Raw genomic sequence first — 16108 nt, forward strand, 5'->3', positions numbered from 1 at the left:
AGACCCAGGCACTTCGCCAATTTACGGTGAACAGCTTCCCATTTCCGATCGGTAGTGCGATCCCGCTGGCTTCCCTATAGTTTCGTCACGCAACGCAATTCGCAATCCTTCAGGAGAGGTTGACATGGATCGTCGCCTATTGACACTTTCGCTCGGCATGTTCGCGCTGGGCACCGACAGCTTCGTTTTCGCGGGCATCCTGCCCGAAATCGCCAAGTCGTTCGATGTGAGCATCGGTGCGGCGGGGCAGTTGATCAGCGTCTATGCAATCAGCTACGCGCTGCTGGGTCCGACCATCGCAGCGCTTGCCGCGAACGTCGGACGCAAGCGTCTGCTGCTCACCGGCATCGGCCTTTTCGTGCTGGCCAATCTCGGCACCATCGTGGCGCCGAACCTCGGCATCGCACTGGCTACGCGCGCCTTTGCGGGCCTCGGCGCGGCGATGTTCTCGCCGGCCGCCAGCGGAACCGGCGCGGCGCTCGTGCCGCCTGAGCGCCGCGGATATGCACTGTCGATCATCGTGGCGGGGCTGACCACCGCCACCGCGCTCGGCTCGCCTATCGGCGCGGTCATCGGCGGCTTCGCGGGCTGGCACTGGACGCTGGTTCTCGTCGCCGCGCTCGGTGCGGCGGCCTTCGCCGGCATCCTCGCGTTTTTGCCCGACGTGCCGCTGCCGCCAGCCGTCTCGCTTCGCGCACGTCTGTCTCCGCTGACCGATTCGCGCGTAGGACTGACGCTCGCGACGACCGTGCTGGCCCAGATCGGCACCTTCATCATCTTCAGCTACTTCTCCGTCGTGTTCGACCGTGCGACCGGCCACAACGTCACGGTGCTCGGCGCACTGCTGGTGCTGTGGGGACTGGCCGGGACGTTCTCGAACCTGCTGACGGGACGCATCCTCGACCGGATCGGTTCGCACAAGGTCGTACGGATCAAGCTGGCCATCGTCGCACTCGTCATCTTCACCATGCCGATCACGAGCGCGCACCTCTGGAGTGCGGCCATCGCGGTGACGATCTGGGGTGCATGTGCATGGGGCGTGCTGGTGCCGCAACAGTTCCGCCTCGCGAGCCTGAACCCGCGGATGACCGCGGTGCTGGTCGGCCTCAACACGTCGGCGACGTATGTGGGCGTGTCCATCGCGGGCACGCTGGGCGCTGCCGCGATTCCGATCGTCGGCGGTCACAACCTGGGCTACCTGTCCGCCATTCCCGTCGTGATCGCGATTTTCGTCTCCGAGCTTGCGACGCGTCGCATCGCATCGTTCGCGGGAGCCAAAGCCGCGGTAGCGGCCTGAGCCTGGCGAACGCCATACTTCCCATTCATTTGAGACTCAAGGAAACAGTCATGTCCAACACAAACACATTCCGGCAGTTACACGAGCAGTCGATACCGCTCCTTCTGCCGAACGCGTGGGATGCCGGCAGCGCCCGCCTCATCGAAGCACAGGGTGCTTCGGCCATCGCCACGACGAGCGCGGGCTTTGCGTGGGCGCTGGGTTATCCCGATGGACGCATGCTTCCGTTCGATGAAGTCGTCGCCTCGGTGCGGCGCATCGTCCGCGTTCTGAAGGTGCCCTTGTCGGTCGATGTCGAAAACGGCTACGCGGACACGCCCCAAGCCGTCGCGGATCATGTCATGCAACTAGCCGATCTCGGCATTGCCGGCATCAACATCGAAGACGGCCCGGACGCTGCGCCGCTTCTGGCCGCGAAGATCGAGGCGATCAAGCGTGCCGTCGCGAAGGCGGGCGTGGACCTCTTCGTCAACGCGCGCAGCGACGTCTTTCTTGCCAGTCTCGTCGAGCAAGCGAAACAGCCGCAAGAGGCGATTGCTCGCGGCAATCTCTATGCATCGGCCGGCGCGGATGGTCTCTTCCTTCCGGCGCTCGTGCGGCCGTCGGACATCGAGACGATCGTCGGCGCGATCCGCTTGCCTCTGAACGTGATGGCGCTTCCCGGCCTGCCCGATGCGGCCACGCTCGGACAACTCGGCGTGCGTCGGCTCAGCGCGGGCAGCGGCATCGCGCAAGTCGTGCTCGGCAGAACGAAGGCGATGGCAGCCGACTTTCTGGCGCACGGCCGTTCCGAAGCCCTCGACGATAAACCCTTGCCGTACGCCGAAATTCAGCAGCTTTTCGCCTGACTCACCAAACCGTTTGAACTCTCTATCCATCGACACGTAATGGAGGTTGTCATGACGCTTCAAGGAAAACGCGCTCTGGTCACCGGAGCAAGCCGCGGTATCGGCGCTTCGATCGCGAAGGCTCTGGCGCTTGCCGGCGCGGATGTCGCGATCACGTATGAAAAGTCGTCGGAGCAGGCGGCGCATGTCGTGAAGGCGATCGAAGCGGAGGGCCGTCGCGGTATCGCGATCCAGGCCGATAGCGCGGACGCATCCGCGATTGAGGCGTCCGTGCAGAAGACGGTCGAAGCGCTCGGTGGCCTCGATATTCTCATCAACAACGCCGGCATACTTCGGATGGGCGATGTCAAAGACATTTCCATCGAAGACATCGACGCAACGCTCGACGTGAATGTGCGCGGACCGATCCTCGCCGCTAAAGCCGCGATTCCTCATCTCGGGGCCGGTGGACGCATCATCTCGATCGGCAGCTATTTTGCCGATCGTGTGCCCGCGTCGATGCTCGGCGTCTACTCCGCGTCCAAGTCCGCGCTCGTTGCGTTCACGCAGGGCCTCGCGAGAGAACTCGGCCCGCAAGGGATCACGGCGAACCTGGTGCAGCCCGGCTCGATCAATACGGACATGAATCCCGTCGATGGTCCTTTCGGGCCGACGTTGAAATCGCTGACGGCCACCGGTGAGTACGGAAAAGGCGAGGACATCGCGCAAGCCGTGGTTTTCCTTGCGAGCGCCAATGCGAGCTACATCACCGGCGCAACTTTGACCGTCGATGGCGGCGCCAACGCGTAGGCTCGATGTCCGGGCGTTCGAACACGCCCCACCGTGCTATTTCATCCGAATCCGTCCCGCCGGGGAATAACCGGCGCATGCGCACGATCTTGTAGATGAAGCCACACGGAAAGGGGAATCGAAATGGACATCATCGACATGGCGCGCGCATCGGGGCTGACGATCATTCTCGATGGCAGAATCGGCCACGAGGAATATCGGAGCGTATGCGGGTCGGTATCGGCGCTGGAGCGATTCGCCGAAACGCTGCAACAGTGCGCGGCGCATCAGTATTGCGGCGCTGCGCATCGAAGCTCCGCCGATACGTCATTCAGACGCGCGCGTTGATGCTTCAGATGCAAGCTGTTCTGCGTCGCCTGCAGTTCGGAACGGGCATGGTGCTGCTGACTTATCTCTCGATGCACCTCGTCAATCACGCGCTCGGGCTCTGGTCAATGGAGCTCGCCGGACGGGGGCTCGAAGTCGCGCTGCGGCTCTGGCGCAGCGCACCCGGAACGATCGCACTGTACGGTGCCGCCTTCGCGCATTTCGCGTTGGCATTGCACACGATATACGGCCGCCGCAACTGGACGCTGCCCGCTGCGGAATGGATCCGACTTCTGGCGGGCCTCAGCTTGCCGCTGTTGCTTATCCGTCATGCGGTTACCACGCGGCTCGCGTCGGCGCTCTATGGCTTCGAGCCGAACTACGAGCGGGTGGTCGTCATGCTGCTCACGAGCGGCACGCAAGGTCTGCAACTCGCGCTGCTCGCCCCCGGCTGGTTGCACGGATGCCTCGGATTATGGTTCCGGTTGCGCCATCATCCTCTGGCATCACGCATGAAGCTCGCGCTGTTTGCGTTCGCGGCGCTGTTGCCGTTGCTATCGGCGGGAGGCTTTATCCGGATGACGCTCATCGCGGAAACGAAGAACGCGCTTCGCCCGGCCCCCGACCCGACGTTGCTCGTCCATCAACTTGCGCTGGACGCGTGGCGTCACGATCTCGTCGTCCTGTACCTGACGTTGACCACCAGCGCGTTCGTCGCGGGTCAGTTGCGCAACCGAATCGAGCGTCGGGGATTACAGAAGCAGCATTGAAGCGTCAACGCGGCATCGCGAACAGATCGCTCAGATCGATGCCGTTTTTGGCTTCGTTCAACTGTTCATCCGGCACCGGTCCTTGTCTGTCGAGATCGACGAGCGCCTGATTCAGCTTCACGTAGGGCCGCATGCGTTCTTCGTACGCGGCGAACGCCCGAGCAGAATCCGCGCGATTGCGCTTCAATTCATGCGCGAGCACGAATGCGCCGACGAGCGCGAGGCTCGTGCCCTGCCCCGAAAACGGCGATGCGCAATGCGCCGCATCGCCGATCAGCACGACGCGCCCCTTCGACCACGACGGCATGTGGATTTGCGCGAGATCGTTGAAATAGAAATCGTCGGTGCCCCGCATCGCTTCGATGAAGCGCGGGAAATCGCCGCCGAGATGTGCGCATCGATCGGCGACGAGCTGCTTTTGCGCGCTTACGTCGTTGCGCGCGACCGGCGCTTCCGGCGCGCCGAATCCAACGCCGATGCGCAGTTGCGTCTGATCGAGGCTCGGGTAGATCACGTAGCCGAATTCATCCACGCGATGCCCGATCTGCCAGTCGCGCAGATCGATGAGATTCGGGGTCGAGAAAAGCGCGAGAATCACGCCGAGCGGAAACACGACCGCTTCTTCGCAATCGAAATGCAGCTTGCGTATGTTCGAGTAGATGCCGTCGGCGCCGACCAGCAGATCGAAGCGGCGCCGCTCGCCATCGGCAAACGACACATCGACGCCGCCGCTCGTTTCGTCGATGGTCCGTACGCTGTCGCCGTACCGGAACTCGACGCGTTCGTTCAGCGAGCCCATGATCAGCTCGCACAAATCGTCCCGAAAAATTTCGATGTCGTCGCTGTCGAGCCGTCCCGCGCTGTAGGTGCGTTCTTCGGTGCGGTCGATTTCGTTGCCATCGGCGTCGAGCATCGACATGCCCTTCAGACGCGTTCGCAACGCCTGGGCACGATCGAGCAGATGCATCGCGCGGGTCACGTCAAGCGCGACGCCGCGGATGTCGACCGCCTGACCACCGCGCCGGAACGCGGACGAGCGTTCGACGAGCGTGACGTCGAATCCGGCGGCATCGAGCCAGTGAGCAAGCGCAAGACCGGCCACGCCGGCGCCCGAAATCAGGACCTTTTCGTTCATTGAATGCCTCGATGGGTTGCTATCCGATCAATGCGGTCGGCGATCTCGTCACACTTCGTTTCCACCGCAGGGACTATGAGTGCTTTTTCCGGGTGCTGTCAACATGGACGGACGGCCGCGAAGGCGTAGGTATCCTGACGTTCGAGCGGGTGGAAGATTGGCGGCTGCAATGATCATTTCCTCATTGCCTGATCATGCCGTTCGATCCGACGACACTTCGCCGCGTCTACGTTGCAGGAACCGGCGCACGGCCGGATCGCGCTCGAGTCCGATCGCGAGATCGTACGCGGCGAGCGCTTCGGCCGACGCGCCGGCACGCGCGAGCAGATCGGCGCGTGCGGCCCAGTACGGCTGATAGTCGGCGAGTCGCGGATCGTCCGCATAGGGCGCGAGCGCATCGAGCGCCGCCTGCGGACCGTCGCGTTCCGCCACCGCGAGCGCGCGGTTCACCGCGACCACCGGCGACGCCGCGATCGCGAACAGCGCATCGTAGAGTTGCACGATCTCGTCCCAGTTCGGGCGATGCGTCCGGCAGCGATGCACGTGCGCCGATTGCAGCGCGGCTTCGAGCTGAAAACGTCCGATTGCGTCGAATGTGTTCGCGCGCCGCAGCAGCGCGTCGGCGGCATCGATCATCGGCGCGTTCCATGTCGACGGGTCCTGCGCCGATAGCGGCACATAGTCGCCGGCCGCATCGCGTCGCGCGTCGCAACGCGACTGCGCATACAGCATCAGCGCAAGCAGACCGAGCGTCTCCGGTTCATCGGGCAACAGTTCGACGAGCAGATGCGCAAGAAAAAGCGCCTCGCCGGTGAGATCGCGCCGCCCGCTGTCGCAGCCGGCCGGGTCGGTCCAGCCTTCCGCATACGCCGCGTAGACGGCCTCCAGCACCGCGGCGAGCCGATCGGGCAACTCCTCGCGCTCGGGCACGCTGAACGGAATGCCCGCCTCGCGGATCTTGTGCTTCGCGCGCACGAGGCGCTTGCTCATCGCGGCGGGCGACATCAGGAACGCCGAGGCGATCGTCTTCGCTTCGAGCCCCAGCACCACCTGCAACATCAGCGGCGTGCGAATCGCGGCTTCGAGCGCCGGATGCGTGCACGCGAACAGCAGCGCAAGCCGCCGGTCGGGGAGCGCGCCTCTTTCACGCTCGTCGATCTCGTCGGCGAGGATGGTGAGCTGGTTCGTCACTTCGTCGCCGACACGGCGATGACGCGCCCCGTCGATCGCCCGCCGGCGCGCGACCGTCATCAGCCATGCTTCGGGATTCGCGGGGCAACCGCGCTCGGGCCAGTCGGCGAGCGCGGCCGCGAACGCATCGGCGAGCGCGTCCTCGGCTGCGGCGACATCGCGTGTGCGCATCGCCAGCAGCGCGACGAGCTTGCCGTAACTGCGGCGCGCGACGGCCTCGGCAATCGCGCGCGTGGAGGCGCCAGCGTCAGCGTCAGCGTCAGCGCCGCCCAACGGCTGGCTCATGCCGCGGATGGCGCATCGTAAGGGGCCGTCCACACCGGGCGCACTTCCATCAGGCCGTGCGCCGCGCCGGGACAGCGCGACGCCCACGCAATCGCCGCATCGAGATTGGGCACGTCGATCAGGTAGTAGCCGGCGAGCTGCTCCTTGGAATCTGAATACGGTCCGTCGAGCACCTGCGGCTTGCCGTCGATGAGCCGTACCGTCGTGGCCGTGCTCGTGTGCTGCAAACGGTTGGCGCCCGCCAGCACTTCCGCCTTCTTCAACGATTCGGTGTACGCCTGATACGCGGCGACGCCCTGCTGCCGCTCATCGTCGGTCATCTGATTCCAGCGGTCTTCTTGCGAGTAGATCATCAACAGGTATTGCATTTGAGCCTCCGTCACGGGGTTGAGGCGGGCGCATCGAATCTGCGCTGCCATCACGATGACGCGCGAACCGCGTATCGATGGACACGCGGCCGCAAAAAAGAGGAACTATTTCTCGCCCGCTTCCGTACCGGCCGTCGACGTCCGCGCGAACACCCGGAGCGCGTGCCGCGCGCTGAGCGCGAGCAATATGCACGACAGCGCGTTGAACAGGAACAGCCCTCTCGGCCCGATGAGCGTCATCAGCGCGGAAGCCAGCGTGGGCCCCGTCATGCCTCCGAGTGAAAAAAGCACCAGCAACATCGCGGACACGCCGACACGCAAGTGCGACTCCGTGCGGTCCTGCACGTGCGACACGATAAGCCCGTACTGCGTGAACGTCACAGCGACATAAGCCAGTGTCGCGCACCATGTGACGATGCGAAAATCGAAGCAGAACAGGACGACGCTGAGTATCGCCGAGACCGACGCAGTCCATAGCACGAGACGCCGCCGGTCGATGCGGTCCGAGAGCCGCCCCATCGGATACTGAGGCAGCAGTGCGCCGATCAGCGCGACGCCCATGAATGTCGCGAGCTCTTCCGTCGTGAAGCCGGAGCGCTGAAGATAGACGGGCATCAGCGCATAGAAGTTGCTGTAGATGAACCCGGCGAGAATGCAGCCCGGAACGCCGAGCGGTGCGAGCGCCATCATTTCGCGAAGGCTTTCGCCCCAGGTTCGGGCAGGCACACGGTCGAGATTCGCGTCGTCGACCTTTGCGGGCCAGCCTTCCATCAGCGTGACCGGCAGTACCGCCGCGGCAAAAAGCGCCGCGCTGATCGAGAACTGCTGCGCGCCCGTCCCCGCTCCGACATTCAGCAGAAACTGGCCGCTGCCTACCGCGAGGTAGTTGATGCCCGCGTACAAACCGAATACCTGACCGCGCTTCTCGTTCTCAACCGTGCCGTTGAGCCAGCTTTCGACGGAGGTATAAAGCCCCATGAACGCGACGCCCGTAAGCAGGCGCACGCCGCCCAGCATCCAGGGCGACTGCGCCGCGCCGAAAGCGAGCGCGAGAATGGACGCTGCCGCCGAGAACGCAACGAATGTCCGATGCTGACCAATGCGGTCGATAAGACGCCGATTGACCATTGCGCCCAGAATGAAGCCCGCGTAATAGCTCGACTGGATCAGACCGGTGACGAACGTCGAATAGCCCGACTGGAGAATGCGCAAGGGAATCAGCGTCTGGAACAGGCCATTGCCCGCGACGAGCAGCGCGAGGCCGAACAACAAACCGGCCAGCGCGCGCACCGTGCCTTGCGCGCCGACGCGCGCGTGATGGCCGGGGTTGGCCGCCGCCGAATCCGGCCACGGCGGTGTTTTGCGCCCGAGGAGCGCCGCTTCGTTCAGCGGCCCGGTGCGACCGACCGCCGATGCGTCGTACTCCTCGCCCGCCTCGCTTCCGTGCGGCCCGTCCGCGCCGGTTTCGCCCCCGCGCGCAAGATGGTTCGCACTGGCGTTCGCTTTCTCTTGTTCGAGATGTGACATGACACCCTTGGGTTCGCTGAAGCCCCTACATGATGACAGAAGCGCCCGGTCCGACTGTCTTCGCGCTAAGGCGTCGTGACTTTGCGGGAGCCGTCGGCTTCGGCGAAACAATACGCGGCAGCGGCCCCTGTCAGCGCGATGCCGCGCAATTCCTCCGGCGATGCCAGATGCGCGGCGACGATCTCGCGGTTATCGAGCCGCAACTCGGGCAAGGCGTCGAGTCTCAGTTCGAAGAAATGCACGGTATCTCTTCGCCCGTCCCAGATACCGGTGGCGCTGCCCGCAGGGACCAGAGCATGGGACGCGAGCCCGATCTCCTCGTCGATTTCGCGCAGCGCCGCCGCATAGGGCGTCTCACCGGGATCGACACTGCCGCCCGGCAAATTCCACTCCGGGCGATACGACGGCTTCACGAGCAGGAGCGCCCGCCCGACGTAGATTGCGACGAGCGCGCCTTCGTGATGAGGCCGTCGAAGGCTCCACCACGCGCGCGCGAGGGGGAATGCGACCCGCAGCATCACGCGCCAGACAGAATCGACTAGCGTGGCCGGTCGTGCTTGCTCGGCGCTAGGCATGAGCGCTCTCCTTCACTTTCATCGTGTTTCCGTGTGGATATCCAGATCACGAATCATACCGATGCAAAGTTCAGACAGGACTTCATGCCTCAGTTGCTCTTCGAGTCGTCGTGCAGCGAATGCAGGTTCCAGACCTTTCCGACGAGCCACTGGAATAACGAGTGGCCTTTCTCCTGCTCGGCGGGCATCGGCGTCGTGAGCTTGCCGAGCTTGTCCTGCCGATACGCCAGCAGCTCGCACATCTGCTTCGCAACCTCGCCGTGGTCCTTGAGAAAGGACGTCATGTCGTCCTTGCCTAGCTGGAAAAGAACCGACGGCGTAAGCGTCGTGATGGCGACCTGCATCGCAAGCCCGGCGAGCAGGCCTGCTTCGCCGAACGCCTCTCCCGGCCCGATGCGAGAAATTTCGCGACTGCTCGTCCCGTCCATGATGGAGACCGACAGTACGCCCGAGTGCACGATCGAGAGGCTGTCGGGCACCGTATCGGGCGCCAGGACCTGATGATTCGCCTGATATTCGTGGCGGGAGAGGCGTTTGGCCAACCGCGAAACATCGTCGCCGGACAAGCTGTCGAACAGACTCACGCGCTTCAGCAGCGCCTCTCTTTCGTCGTAAGAAGCGGTGGTCGCCGCCGGCACGCCGAGAACGCGCAACACGACGCACGCGGCCGCAAGGTGCCGATAGCAGAGGTCGAAGAGTTCGTTGGATACCGCAAGCTTCTTGTTCATGTCGTCGACGAAGGCCACCACCTCGTACTGCACGGAGTTCGTGGTGGTGCGCTTCATCCGGGCGAACGGAGCCGGCGACGCGAGGATGACGTTGCAGCCGGTGAGTGCGCGTTCCAGGGCATCGAGGACGGTCTTCGGGCGCGCCTCGGGTTCGATCTCGAGGATGAGCGATAGCCCGTGGACGTCTCCCGGTTTGCTGTTATTGGTGATTTTCGCCTTTGCCGCGACCGCGTTGGGCACGATGAGCGTGTTTCCCTGACCGGTCAGCAGATGCGTCGCGCGCCAGTTCATCTCGACGACCTTGCCCTCGACATCGTCGATCACCACCCAGTCGCCTACCGCGTACGGCTCCGTCGTGTTGATGACGATGCCCGCGAAGACATCGCTCAGCGTGCTCTGAATCGCGAGGCCCAGCACGATGGCGAGCGCCCCCGAGGTCGCGACGAGTCCGCGCACCGGCAGTTCCAGCACGAAGCCGAGGGCGGCGACGGCCGCGGCGAGGAAGACCACTGCGCCGAACACGTCCGAGAACAGGCGCTGCTTGCGCCATGCCCTGGGCAGCAGCAGCGTATCGAGTGAAAGAGAGAGCAGACGCGCGCCCATCAGCCACCAGATGATTTCCAGAATCTGTCCCAGCCAGTGAAGCTCGACCGCGCCGTAGTCTGGAGCCTGAGTGAAAGGACTCAGGCCCGAGGTGAAAAGAATCCAGCTCAGCGCGAAGAAAAGCGCGAGCCTGATGAACAGCCGCGCGAGATCATGCGCAGGCAGGCGGCCGCGCCAGACGACGAGGTCCACCGCGACGATAGCGAAGCCCAGAATCAGCGGGTATTTCACAGGCACCACCCCCAAATCCATGACCTCGAAAGAATACACATCCGCGGGCGGACTTGTGTAGTTGCGGCAGAGCGGCGAGTGCCGTCGCACGTTGTCGCAATTGTGCGACGCACCATGACGATTCGATGACGGCTCGCGCAGCGTGGAGCATGCGTTAGATCAAGGAGCGGCGATGCGTTGAAGCGTAGGATGTTCCGGTAGCGACGTCGCGCAGCCCGTATCTTTCGAACGCAGTACGGATCACTAACGATGTGCCGAAACTACCTGAACGGAAGGAGGAATTCATGACCGCCGTGATGAAAGCCGCTGTCTTCATCGAGCCGGGCCGTATCGAACTCGCCGAAAAGCCCATCCCCGACGTGGGCGCCAACGACGCGCTCGTGCGCATCACCACCACCACGATCTGCGGCACCGACGTGCACATCCTGAAAGGGGAATACCCGGTCGCCAGAGGCTTGACCGTCGGCCACGAGCCCGTCGGCGTGATCGAAAAGCTCGGCAGCGCGGTCGTGGGCTACGAGGAAGGCCAGCGCGTCATCGCCGGCGCGATCTGCCCCAACTTCAACTCCTACGCCGCGCAGGACGGCGTCGCCTCGCAGGACGGCAGCTACCTGATCGCTCGCGGCCAGTGCGGCTGTCACGGCTACAAGGCAACGGCCGGCTGGCGTTTCGGCAACATGATCGACGGCACGCAGGCCGAATACGTGCTCGTGCCCGACGCGCAGGCGAACCTCGCGCCGATCCCCGACGGCCTGACCGACGAGCAGGTGCTCATGTGCCCCGACATCATGTCCACGGGCTTCAAGGGCGCGGAGAACGCCAACATCCGGATAGGCGACACGGTGGCCGTGTTCGCGCAAGGTCCGATCGGACTGTGCGCGACGGCGGGGGCCCGCCTGCTCGGCGCCACGACGATCATCGCGGTGGACGGCAACGATCATCGCCTCGACATGGCGCGCAAAATGGGCGCGGATGTCACGCTCAACTTCAAGAATTGCGATGTCGTGGACGAGATCCTCAAACTCACCGGCGGACGCGGCGTGGATTCGTCGATCGAGGCGCTTGGCACGCAGGGCACGTTCGAATCGGCGCTGCGCATTCTCAAGCCAGGCGGCACGCTGTCGAGTCTCGGCGTGTACTCGTCCGATCTGACGATTCCGCTCGGCGCTTTCGCGGCCGGACTCGGGGACCACAAGATCAACACGGCGCTGTGCCCCGGCGGCAAGGAACGAATGAGGCGTCTGATGAACGTGATCCAGTCCGGGCGCGTCGAGCTTGGCGCGCTGGTGACGCATCATTACAAGCTGGACGATATCGTCGCCGCGTACGACCTGTTTGCGCATCAGCGGGACGGTGTGCTCAAGGTGGCGATCAAGCCGTTCTGAGCGACGGCTCGCTATGCAACGCACGCCTGCCGGCGTGCGCGCGTTATCCCTCCATCGACAGCAACGGCGGAATCTCCTGCACGAGAAAATCCAGCAACGCGCGCACTGAAGGCAACTGATTCTGCCCATACGGCACGAGCGCGGTGAGTTGCGCATCGCCGCAGGTCCATTCGGGCAGCACACGCATGAGGCGTCCCTGGGCGAGCTCCTCCCTGCACACATAGCCGGGCAACGCGACGATGCCCAGTCCCGCCACGGCTGCGTCCTTGAGCGTGAGCATGCAGCTCGTCATCAATACGGGCGACACGCGCACGGTGCGCATCGTCTCGCCGCGGCGCATGGTCCATTCGTGGGGCACGCCGTCGCGCATCATGAAGAGCGAGCGTCGCTCCGCGATGTCCGCGGGTTCTTCGGGCAAGGTCGCACCGTCGAAGAAGTCCGGGCTGCTGAAGAGCATCCACGGCGTCGGCGCGAGCGGACGCTGAATCAGCGTCGAATCCTGCAAGGGCTGGCTGTGCGCGCGAATCGCGATGTCGAAGCCTTCCGCGACGACATCGACTTCGACATCGGACAGACGCTGCATCAGACGCACCTTCGGAAAGCGATCGCAGAAGCGCGGCAACACGTGGCGCAATGCGAACTGCGCGGTCGCGACGGCCGTCGATATCCGCACCAGTCCGCTCGGCGACAACATGCGCTGACGCACGACCGACTCCGCCGCGAGCGCTTCCTGAAGCATCGAGCGCGCGTGAGCATAGAACTCCGCGCCGATCTCCGTCACCGCGAACTGGCGTGAAGTGCGATTGATGAGCCGCACGCCGAGTTGCGCTTCGAGCTGATTCACGCGATAGCTGATCGTCGATTTCGGCAGCGCAAGCGAGCGCGCCGCGGCCGTGATGCTTTTGTGATCGACCACCTGCACGAAGTAGTACATGTCGTTGAGATCCAGCATGTGCGCGTTCCCGAATACGTGTGAGGTGATTGGCGTGGCAAGCGTCAGGCATGTTACACGGGGCGTCATCCAGTGCCTCGGACGCTGCGTTCAAGTCTTGGACATTGGTCGGCTATCCGTCGTCCAATGCGTTGCACGCAGCGTCCACGCGCGACGTCTTGTCTCGGCCAGCCAGACGTCTAAGCTCCGTTCTGACCCAACCACGGAGACGATGATGAAGACCCAGACGAGAACCCGCATGACCCGCGACAACACCGCCGTGCTCCTGATCGATCACCAGGTCGGACTCTTCACCGGCGTGCGCGATATCGGGGTCGGTGAACTGAAGCACAACGTGGTCGGCCTGGCGAAGGCCGCGAAGGCGCTTGGCCTGCCCGTCATCGCGGTGACGACGGCGCGCGACAGCATGTGGGGGCCGACGATCCCCGAACTGCGCGCCGCCCTCGGCGATGCGCAGATTCTCGACCGCTCGACCGTCAACGCATGGGACGAGCCGCGTTTCGTCGACAAGGTGAAGGCGGCGCAACGCGACCATCTGATCATCGCGGGGCTGAGCTTCGAAGTCTGCGCGTCGCTGCCGGCGATCTCGGCGCGCGAGGAAGGCTATCAACCGGTCGTCGCGCTCGATGCCTGCGGCACCTTCAGCGCGTACAAGCACGAAGCGGGACTCGCGCGTCTGACGGCGCTCGGCATCGAAGTCTCGGACTATGCGACGCTGATGGTCGAAATCATGGCCGACAACGCCGATCCGAAAGCGCTGGAAGTCTACGCCGCGCTCGACATGCCGTTCGCCACGCTGATGGGCCAGGTCGCCGAGGGGTTCGCGCGATGAGCGGCGAATACGACATCGTCATCGTCGGCGGCGGTTCGGCGGGCGCGGTGCTCGCGAACCGGCTCAGCAGCGAACCGTCGCGCCGCGTGCTGCTGCTCGAAGCGGGCAATGCGTATCGGCCCAACGCGTTTCCCGCCGTGCTATGGAACGCCGATCATGCCGCCGGCGATGCGCCGCACGACTGGGGCTATCGCGCCGACACGTTCGAAGGCGGCCAGAACATTCCCGCGTGGCGCGCGAAGGCGCTCGGCGGCTGCTCGTCCATCAACGCGGCCGTCGCGATGCGCGCGCGCCCCGAGGACTTCGCCAAGTGGACGGCGCGCGGTCTCGAAGGCTGGCGCTTCGACGACGTGCTCGACTGCTTCAAGGCGATCGAGAACACGCCCGACGGCGACGATCGTTATCGGGGACGTCACGGCCCGCTGCCCGTGCGCCAGCGGCGCCGTCACGAGCTGACGCCGGCCGTCAACGGTTTCGTCGATGGCGCGCTCGAATGCGGCTTCGCGTATGTCGAGGATTTCAACGGCGAGGAACAGGCGGGCGTGTCGCCGTATCCGCTGAACGTGATTTCCGGCCGTCGCATCAATACGGGCATCGCGTTCCTGGATGACGGCGTGCGCGCGCGCCCCAATCTCACGATCGAGGGCGGCGTCGAGATCGATCGCGTATCGATGGAGGGCGGGCGCGCGACCGGTCTCATCGACGTGAACGGCAAGCGCTATCACGCGCGCACCGTGGTCCTCTGCGCGGGGGCGTTCGGCAGCCCCGCCATCCTGATGCGTTCGGGCATCGGACCGGCGGCGCATCTGAACGCGCTCGGCATTCCGCTCGTCGCGGATTTGCCCGTTGGCGAGCGCCTTCAGGAGCATCCGTTCTACTACAACATCTATGCGCTGAAGCCCGGCGCGAACGGCATGTTTCCCGCGGCGGGCGCGATTCTGTGGGCGGCTTCGTCCGAGGCGACGCCCGGCGATCTCGATCTGCATGTCTCCGCGACGCATCTGTTCGATCCGGCGCAATCGCCCACGGGCGGCGCGCTCGTGCTCGCGGCATCGGTGACGCAGCCCGAATCCGTCGGCTATGTGCGCCTGAAGGATCGCGATCCGCGCAGCGCGCCGAAGATCGTCTATAACTTTCTGACGACCGGACGCGACCGCCGCCGCATGATCGAGTGCGTGAAGATCGCGCGCAGTATCGGCCGCTCGAAGGCGTTTTCGGCGATGGTCGCGCAAGAGATGACGCCCGGCGCTTCCGTGTCCGACGCGGATCTCGAATCCGTGATCCTCGGCAATCTCGACGCGTACGCGCATCCGACATCCACCGCGCCGATGGGCGACGATGGCGTGGTCGATAGCAACGGCCGCGTTCACGGCATCGAAGGCCTGATGGTCGTCGATGCGTCCATCATGCCCGGCATCCCAAGCGCGCCGACCAATCTGACGACGATGATGATCGCCGAGCACATCGCGGTACGCGCGTTCGCCGCCGCGTGAGGAACGATGAGGACAGCGCCGGATCGGTACAATTCGCGGATGAATTCCTCTTCGACGGCATCGACGCGAGACATGCTGACTTCTTTCTTCTGGAGCGGCGACGCCATCCGCAGCCGGCGCGTAAGCGACATCGTTTTATCAGACGTGCTCGACGTGCCCGTGCCCTCTGCAAGCCTGCTTGCGGATTGGCAAAGGGAGACATCGTCGCGACTCGTTCTGGAAACCGGGGATGTCGAGGAAATGCCGCTGGCGCGCGCTCGCGCGCGCTGGCCGGACTACAGGCAGTGCGTGAAGGCAGTGTCCGACTGGACAACCGCGCTTGGAATGCCGGGCGTGCTTGCCTCGAGTGACGTGGCGCTGATGGCCTGTCGCGGGGCGAGATATCACCATGACGGTGCGCAATACGGCGGTGCGGCCTTTTGCAATCTCTTCCTGAGCGAGGACAAAGGTCTGGACGTGCATTTTCCTTCTACTGGCCGCCGCATTCCACTCGTCCGCGGAACCGCTGTCATATTCGATACGGCCCAGCCTCATGGTGTCATTCAGCGCCACAGCGACAGTTTCAGTGCGTCCGACTTTGCGCCGGAGCGGGATTTTGTTCAAATATTTCTGACCTGGGAACTCCCCATCGAAGACCCCAGCGTTGCGCGGGCGCTTGAGATGGCCTTCGACGTCGCCTGTTCGACCGAACCGCAACCGGATGAAGAGCAAGTCTGGTTAAACGGCGCACCAGCCGCCGTGTCGCCGGAAACGGGCCGCTGGTACGCGGTCGACGCCGGCTGACATCGACGAT

17 protein-coding genes are annotated in these 16108 nt (G+C 64.3%); 10 read left to right on the forward strand and 7 right to left on the reverse strand.

Going from position 1 to position 16108, the window contains the following annotated elements:
* The first annotated feature begins 124 nt into the window (after positions 1-124).
* From IAG25_RS03940 to IAG25_RS03960, 5 genes are all read left to right on the forward strand, one after another.
* The gene (locus tag IAG25_RS03940) at positions 125-1297 is read left to right on the forward strand and encodes an MFS transporter (RefSeq protein ID WP_187603607.1); all 1173 of its coding nucleotides are present in this window, start codon (positions 125-127) and stop codon (positions 1295-1297) included.
* Between the two features lie 50 nt (positions 1298-1347).
* Positions 1348-2145, forward strand: coding sequence for an isocitrate lyase/PEP mutase family protein (locus tag IAG25_RS03945; RefSeq protein WP_187603608.1), 798 nt, complete (start codon positions 1348-1350; stop codon positions 2143-2145).
* A 51-nt stretch (positions 2146-2196) separates the two neighbouring features.
* On the forward strand, positions 2197-2934 hold the full coding sequence (locus IAG25_RS03950) for an SDR family oxidoreductase (RefSeq protein WP_187603609.1): 738 nt from the start codon (positions 2197-2199) through the stop codon (positions 2932-2934).
* A 123-nt stretch (positions 2935-3057) separates the two neighbouring features.
* Entirely contained in the window at positions 3058-3261 is a 204-nt protein-coding gene (locus IAG25_RS03955; protein ID WP_187603742.1) for a hypothetical protein, read from the forward strand.
* An 8-nt stretch (positions 3262-3269) separates the two neighbouring features.
* A complete protein-coding gene (locus tag IAG25_RS03960; protein WP_187603610.1) occupies positions 3270-4010 on the forward strand; it encodes a hypothetical protein in 741 nt (246 codons plus the stop codon).
* Positions 4011-4014: 4 nt separating this feature from the next.
* Here the strand turns inward: IAG25_RS03960 and IAG25_RS03965 are convergent, their stop codons facing one another.
* Positions 4015-5145: an FAD-dependent monooxygenase gene (locus IAG25_RS03965; protein WP_187603611.1), complete on the reverse strand. Its 1131-nt coding sequence runs from the start codon at positions 5143-5145 to the stop codon at positions 4015-4017.
* Here IAG25_RS03965 and IAG25_RS03970 point away from each other — a divergent pair.
* On the forward strand, positions 5145-5318 hold the full coding sequence (locus IAG25_RS03970) for a hypothetical protein (RefSeq protein WP_187603612.1): 174 nt from the start codon (positions 5145-5147) through the stop codon (positions 5316-5318). The two genes, IAG25_RS03965 and IAG25_RS03970, sit on opposite strands and share 1 nt — an antisense overlap.
* A 19-nt stretch (positions 5319-5337) precedes the next feature.
* Here IAG25_RS03970 and IAG25_RS03975 read toward each other — a convergent pair whose 3' ends face one another.
* From IAG25_RS03975 to IAG25_RS03995, 5 genes are all read right to left on the reverse strand, one after another.
* Positions 5338-6621: an RNA polymerase sigma factor gene (locus IAG25_RS03975; protein ID WP_187603613.1), complete on the reverse strand. Its 1284-nt coding sequence runs from the start codon at positions 6619-6621 to the stop codon at positions 5338-5340.
* The gene (locus IAG25_RS03980; RefSeq protein ID WP_187603614.1) at positions 6618-6989 is read right to left on the reverse strand and encodes a YciI family protein; all 372 of its coding nucleotides are present in this window, start codon (positions 6987-6989) and stop codon (positions 6618-6620) included. Before IAG25_RS03980 ends, IAG25_RS03975 begins: the two co-directional genes overlap by 4 nt.
* 105 nt (positions 6990-7094) lie before the next feature.
* Positions 7095-8516, reverse strand: a complete 1422-nt coding sequence (locus IAG25_RS03985; RefSeq protein ID WP_187603615.1) for an MFS transporter — start codon at positions 8514-8516, stop codon at positions 7095-7097.
* A 65-nt stretch (positions 8517-8581) separates the two neighbouring features.
* Entirely contained in the window at positions 8582-9091 is a 510-nt protein-coding gene (locus tag IAG25_RS03990) for an NUDIX domain-containing protein (protein WP_187603616.1), read from the reverse strand.
* An 89-nt stretch (positions 9092-9180) separates the two neighbouring features.
* The gene (locus IAG25_RS03995) at positions 9181-10653 is read right to left on the reverse strand and encodes a mechanosensitive ion channel family protein (RefSeq protein WP_187603736.1); all 1473 of its coding nucleotides are present in this window, start codon (positions 10651-10653) and stop codon (positions 9181-9183) included.
* A gap of 284 nt (positions 10654-10937) precedes the next feature.
* Between IAG25_RS03995 and IAG25_RS04000 the strand changes: the two genes are divergently transcribed.
* Complete coding sequence (locus IAG25_RS04000) at positions 10938-12038, forward strand: NAD(P)-dependent alcohol dehydrogenase (RefSeq protein WP_187603617.1); 1101 nt, start codon at positions 10938-10940, stop codon at positions 12036-12038.
* A 43-nt stretch (positions 12039-12081) separates the two neighbouring features.
* Here the strand turns inward: IAG25_RS04000 and IAG25_RS04005 are convergent, their stop codons facing one another.
* The gene (locus IAG25_RS04005; RefSeq protein ID WP_187603618.1) at positions 12082-12990 is read right to left on the reverse strand and encodes a LysR substrate-binding domain-containing protein; all 909 of its coding nucleotides are present in this window, start codon (positions 12988-12990) and stop codon (positions 12082-12084) included.
* Between the two features lie 238 nt (positions 12991-13228).
* On the opposite strand from IAG25_RS04005, the gene IAG25_RS04010 reads away from it, so the two are divergent.
* The 3 genes from IAG25_RS04010 to IAG25_RS04020 all read left to right on the forward strand — a co-directional run bounded on the left by IAG25_RS04010 (position 13229) and on the right by IAG25_RS04020 (position 16098).
* Positions 13229-13822, forward strand: a complete 594-nt coding sequence (locus IAG25_RS04010; RefSeq protein ID WP_187603619.1) for an isochorismatase family protein — start codon at positions 13229-13231, stop codon at positions 13820-13822.
* Positions 13819-15315, forward strand: coding sequence for a GMC family oxidoreductase (locus tag IAG25_RS04015; protein WP_187603620.1), 1497 nt, complete (start codon positions 13819-13821; stop codon positions 15313-15315). Before IAG25_RS04010 ends, IAG25_RS04015 begins: the two co-directional genes overlap by 4 nt.
* A gap of 72 nt (positions 15316-15387) precedes the next feature.
* Positions 15388-16098: a hypothetical protein gene (locus IAG25_RS04020; protein WP_187603621.1), complete on the forward strand. Its 711-nt coding sequence runs from the start codon at positions 15388-15390 to the stop codon at positions 16096-16098.
* The last annotated feature ends 10 nt before the right edge of the window (positions 16099-16108 follow it).

The sequence above is a fragment of the Caballeronia sp. EK genome (assembly GCF_014384845.1).
Lineage (GTDB): Bacteria > Pseudomonadota > Gammaproteobacteria > Burkholderiales > Burkholderiaceae > Caballeronia > Caballeronia jiangsuensis.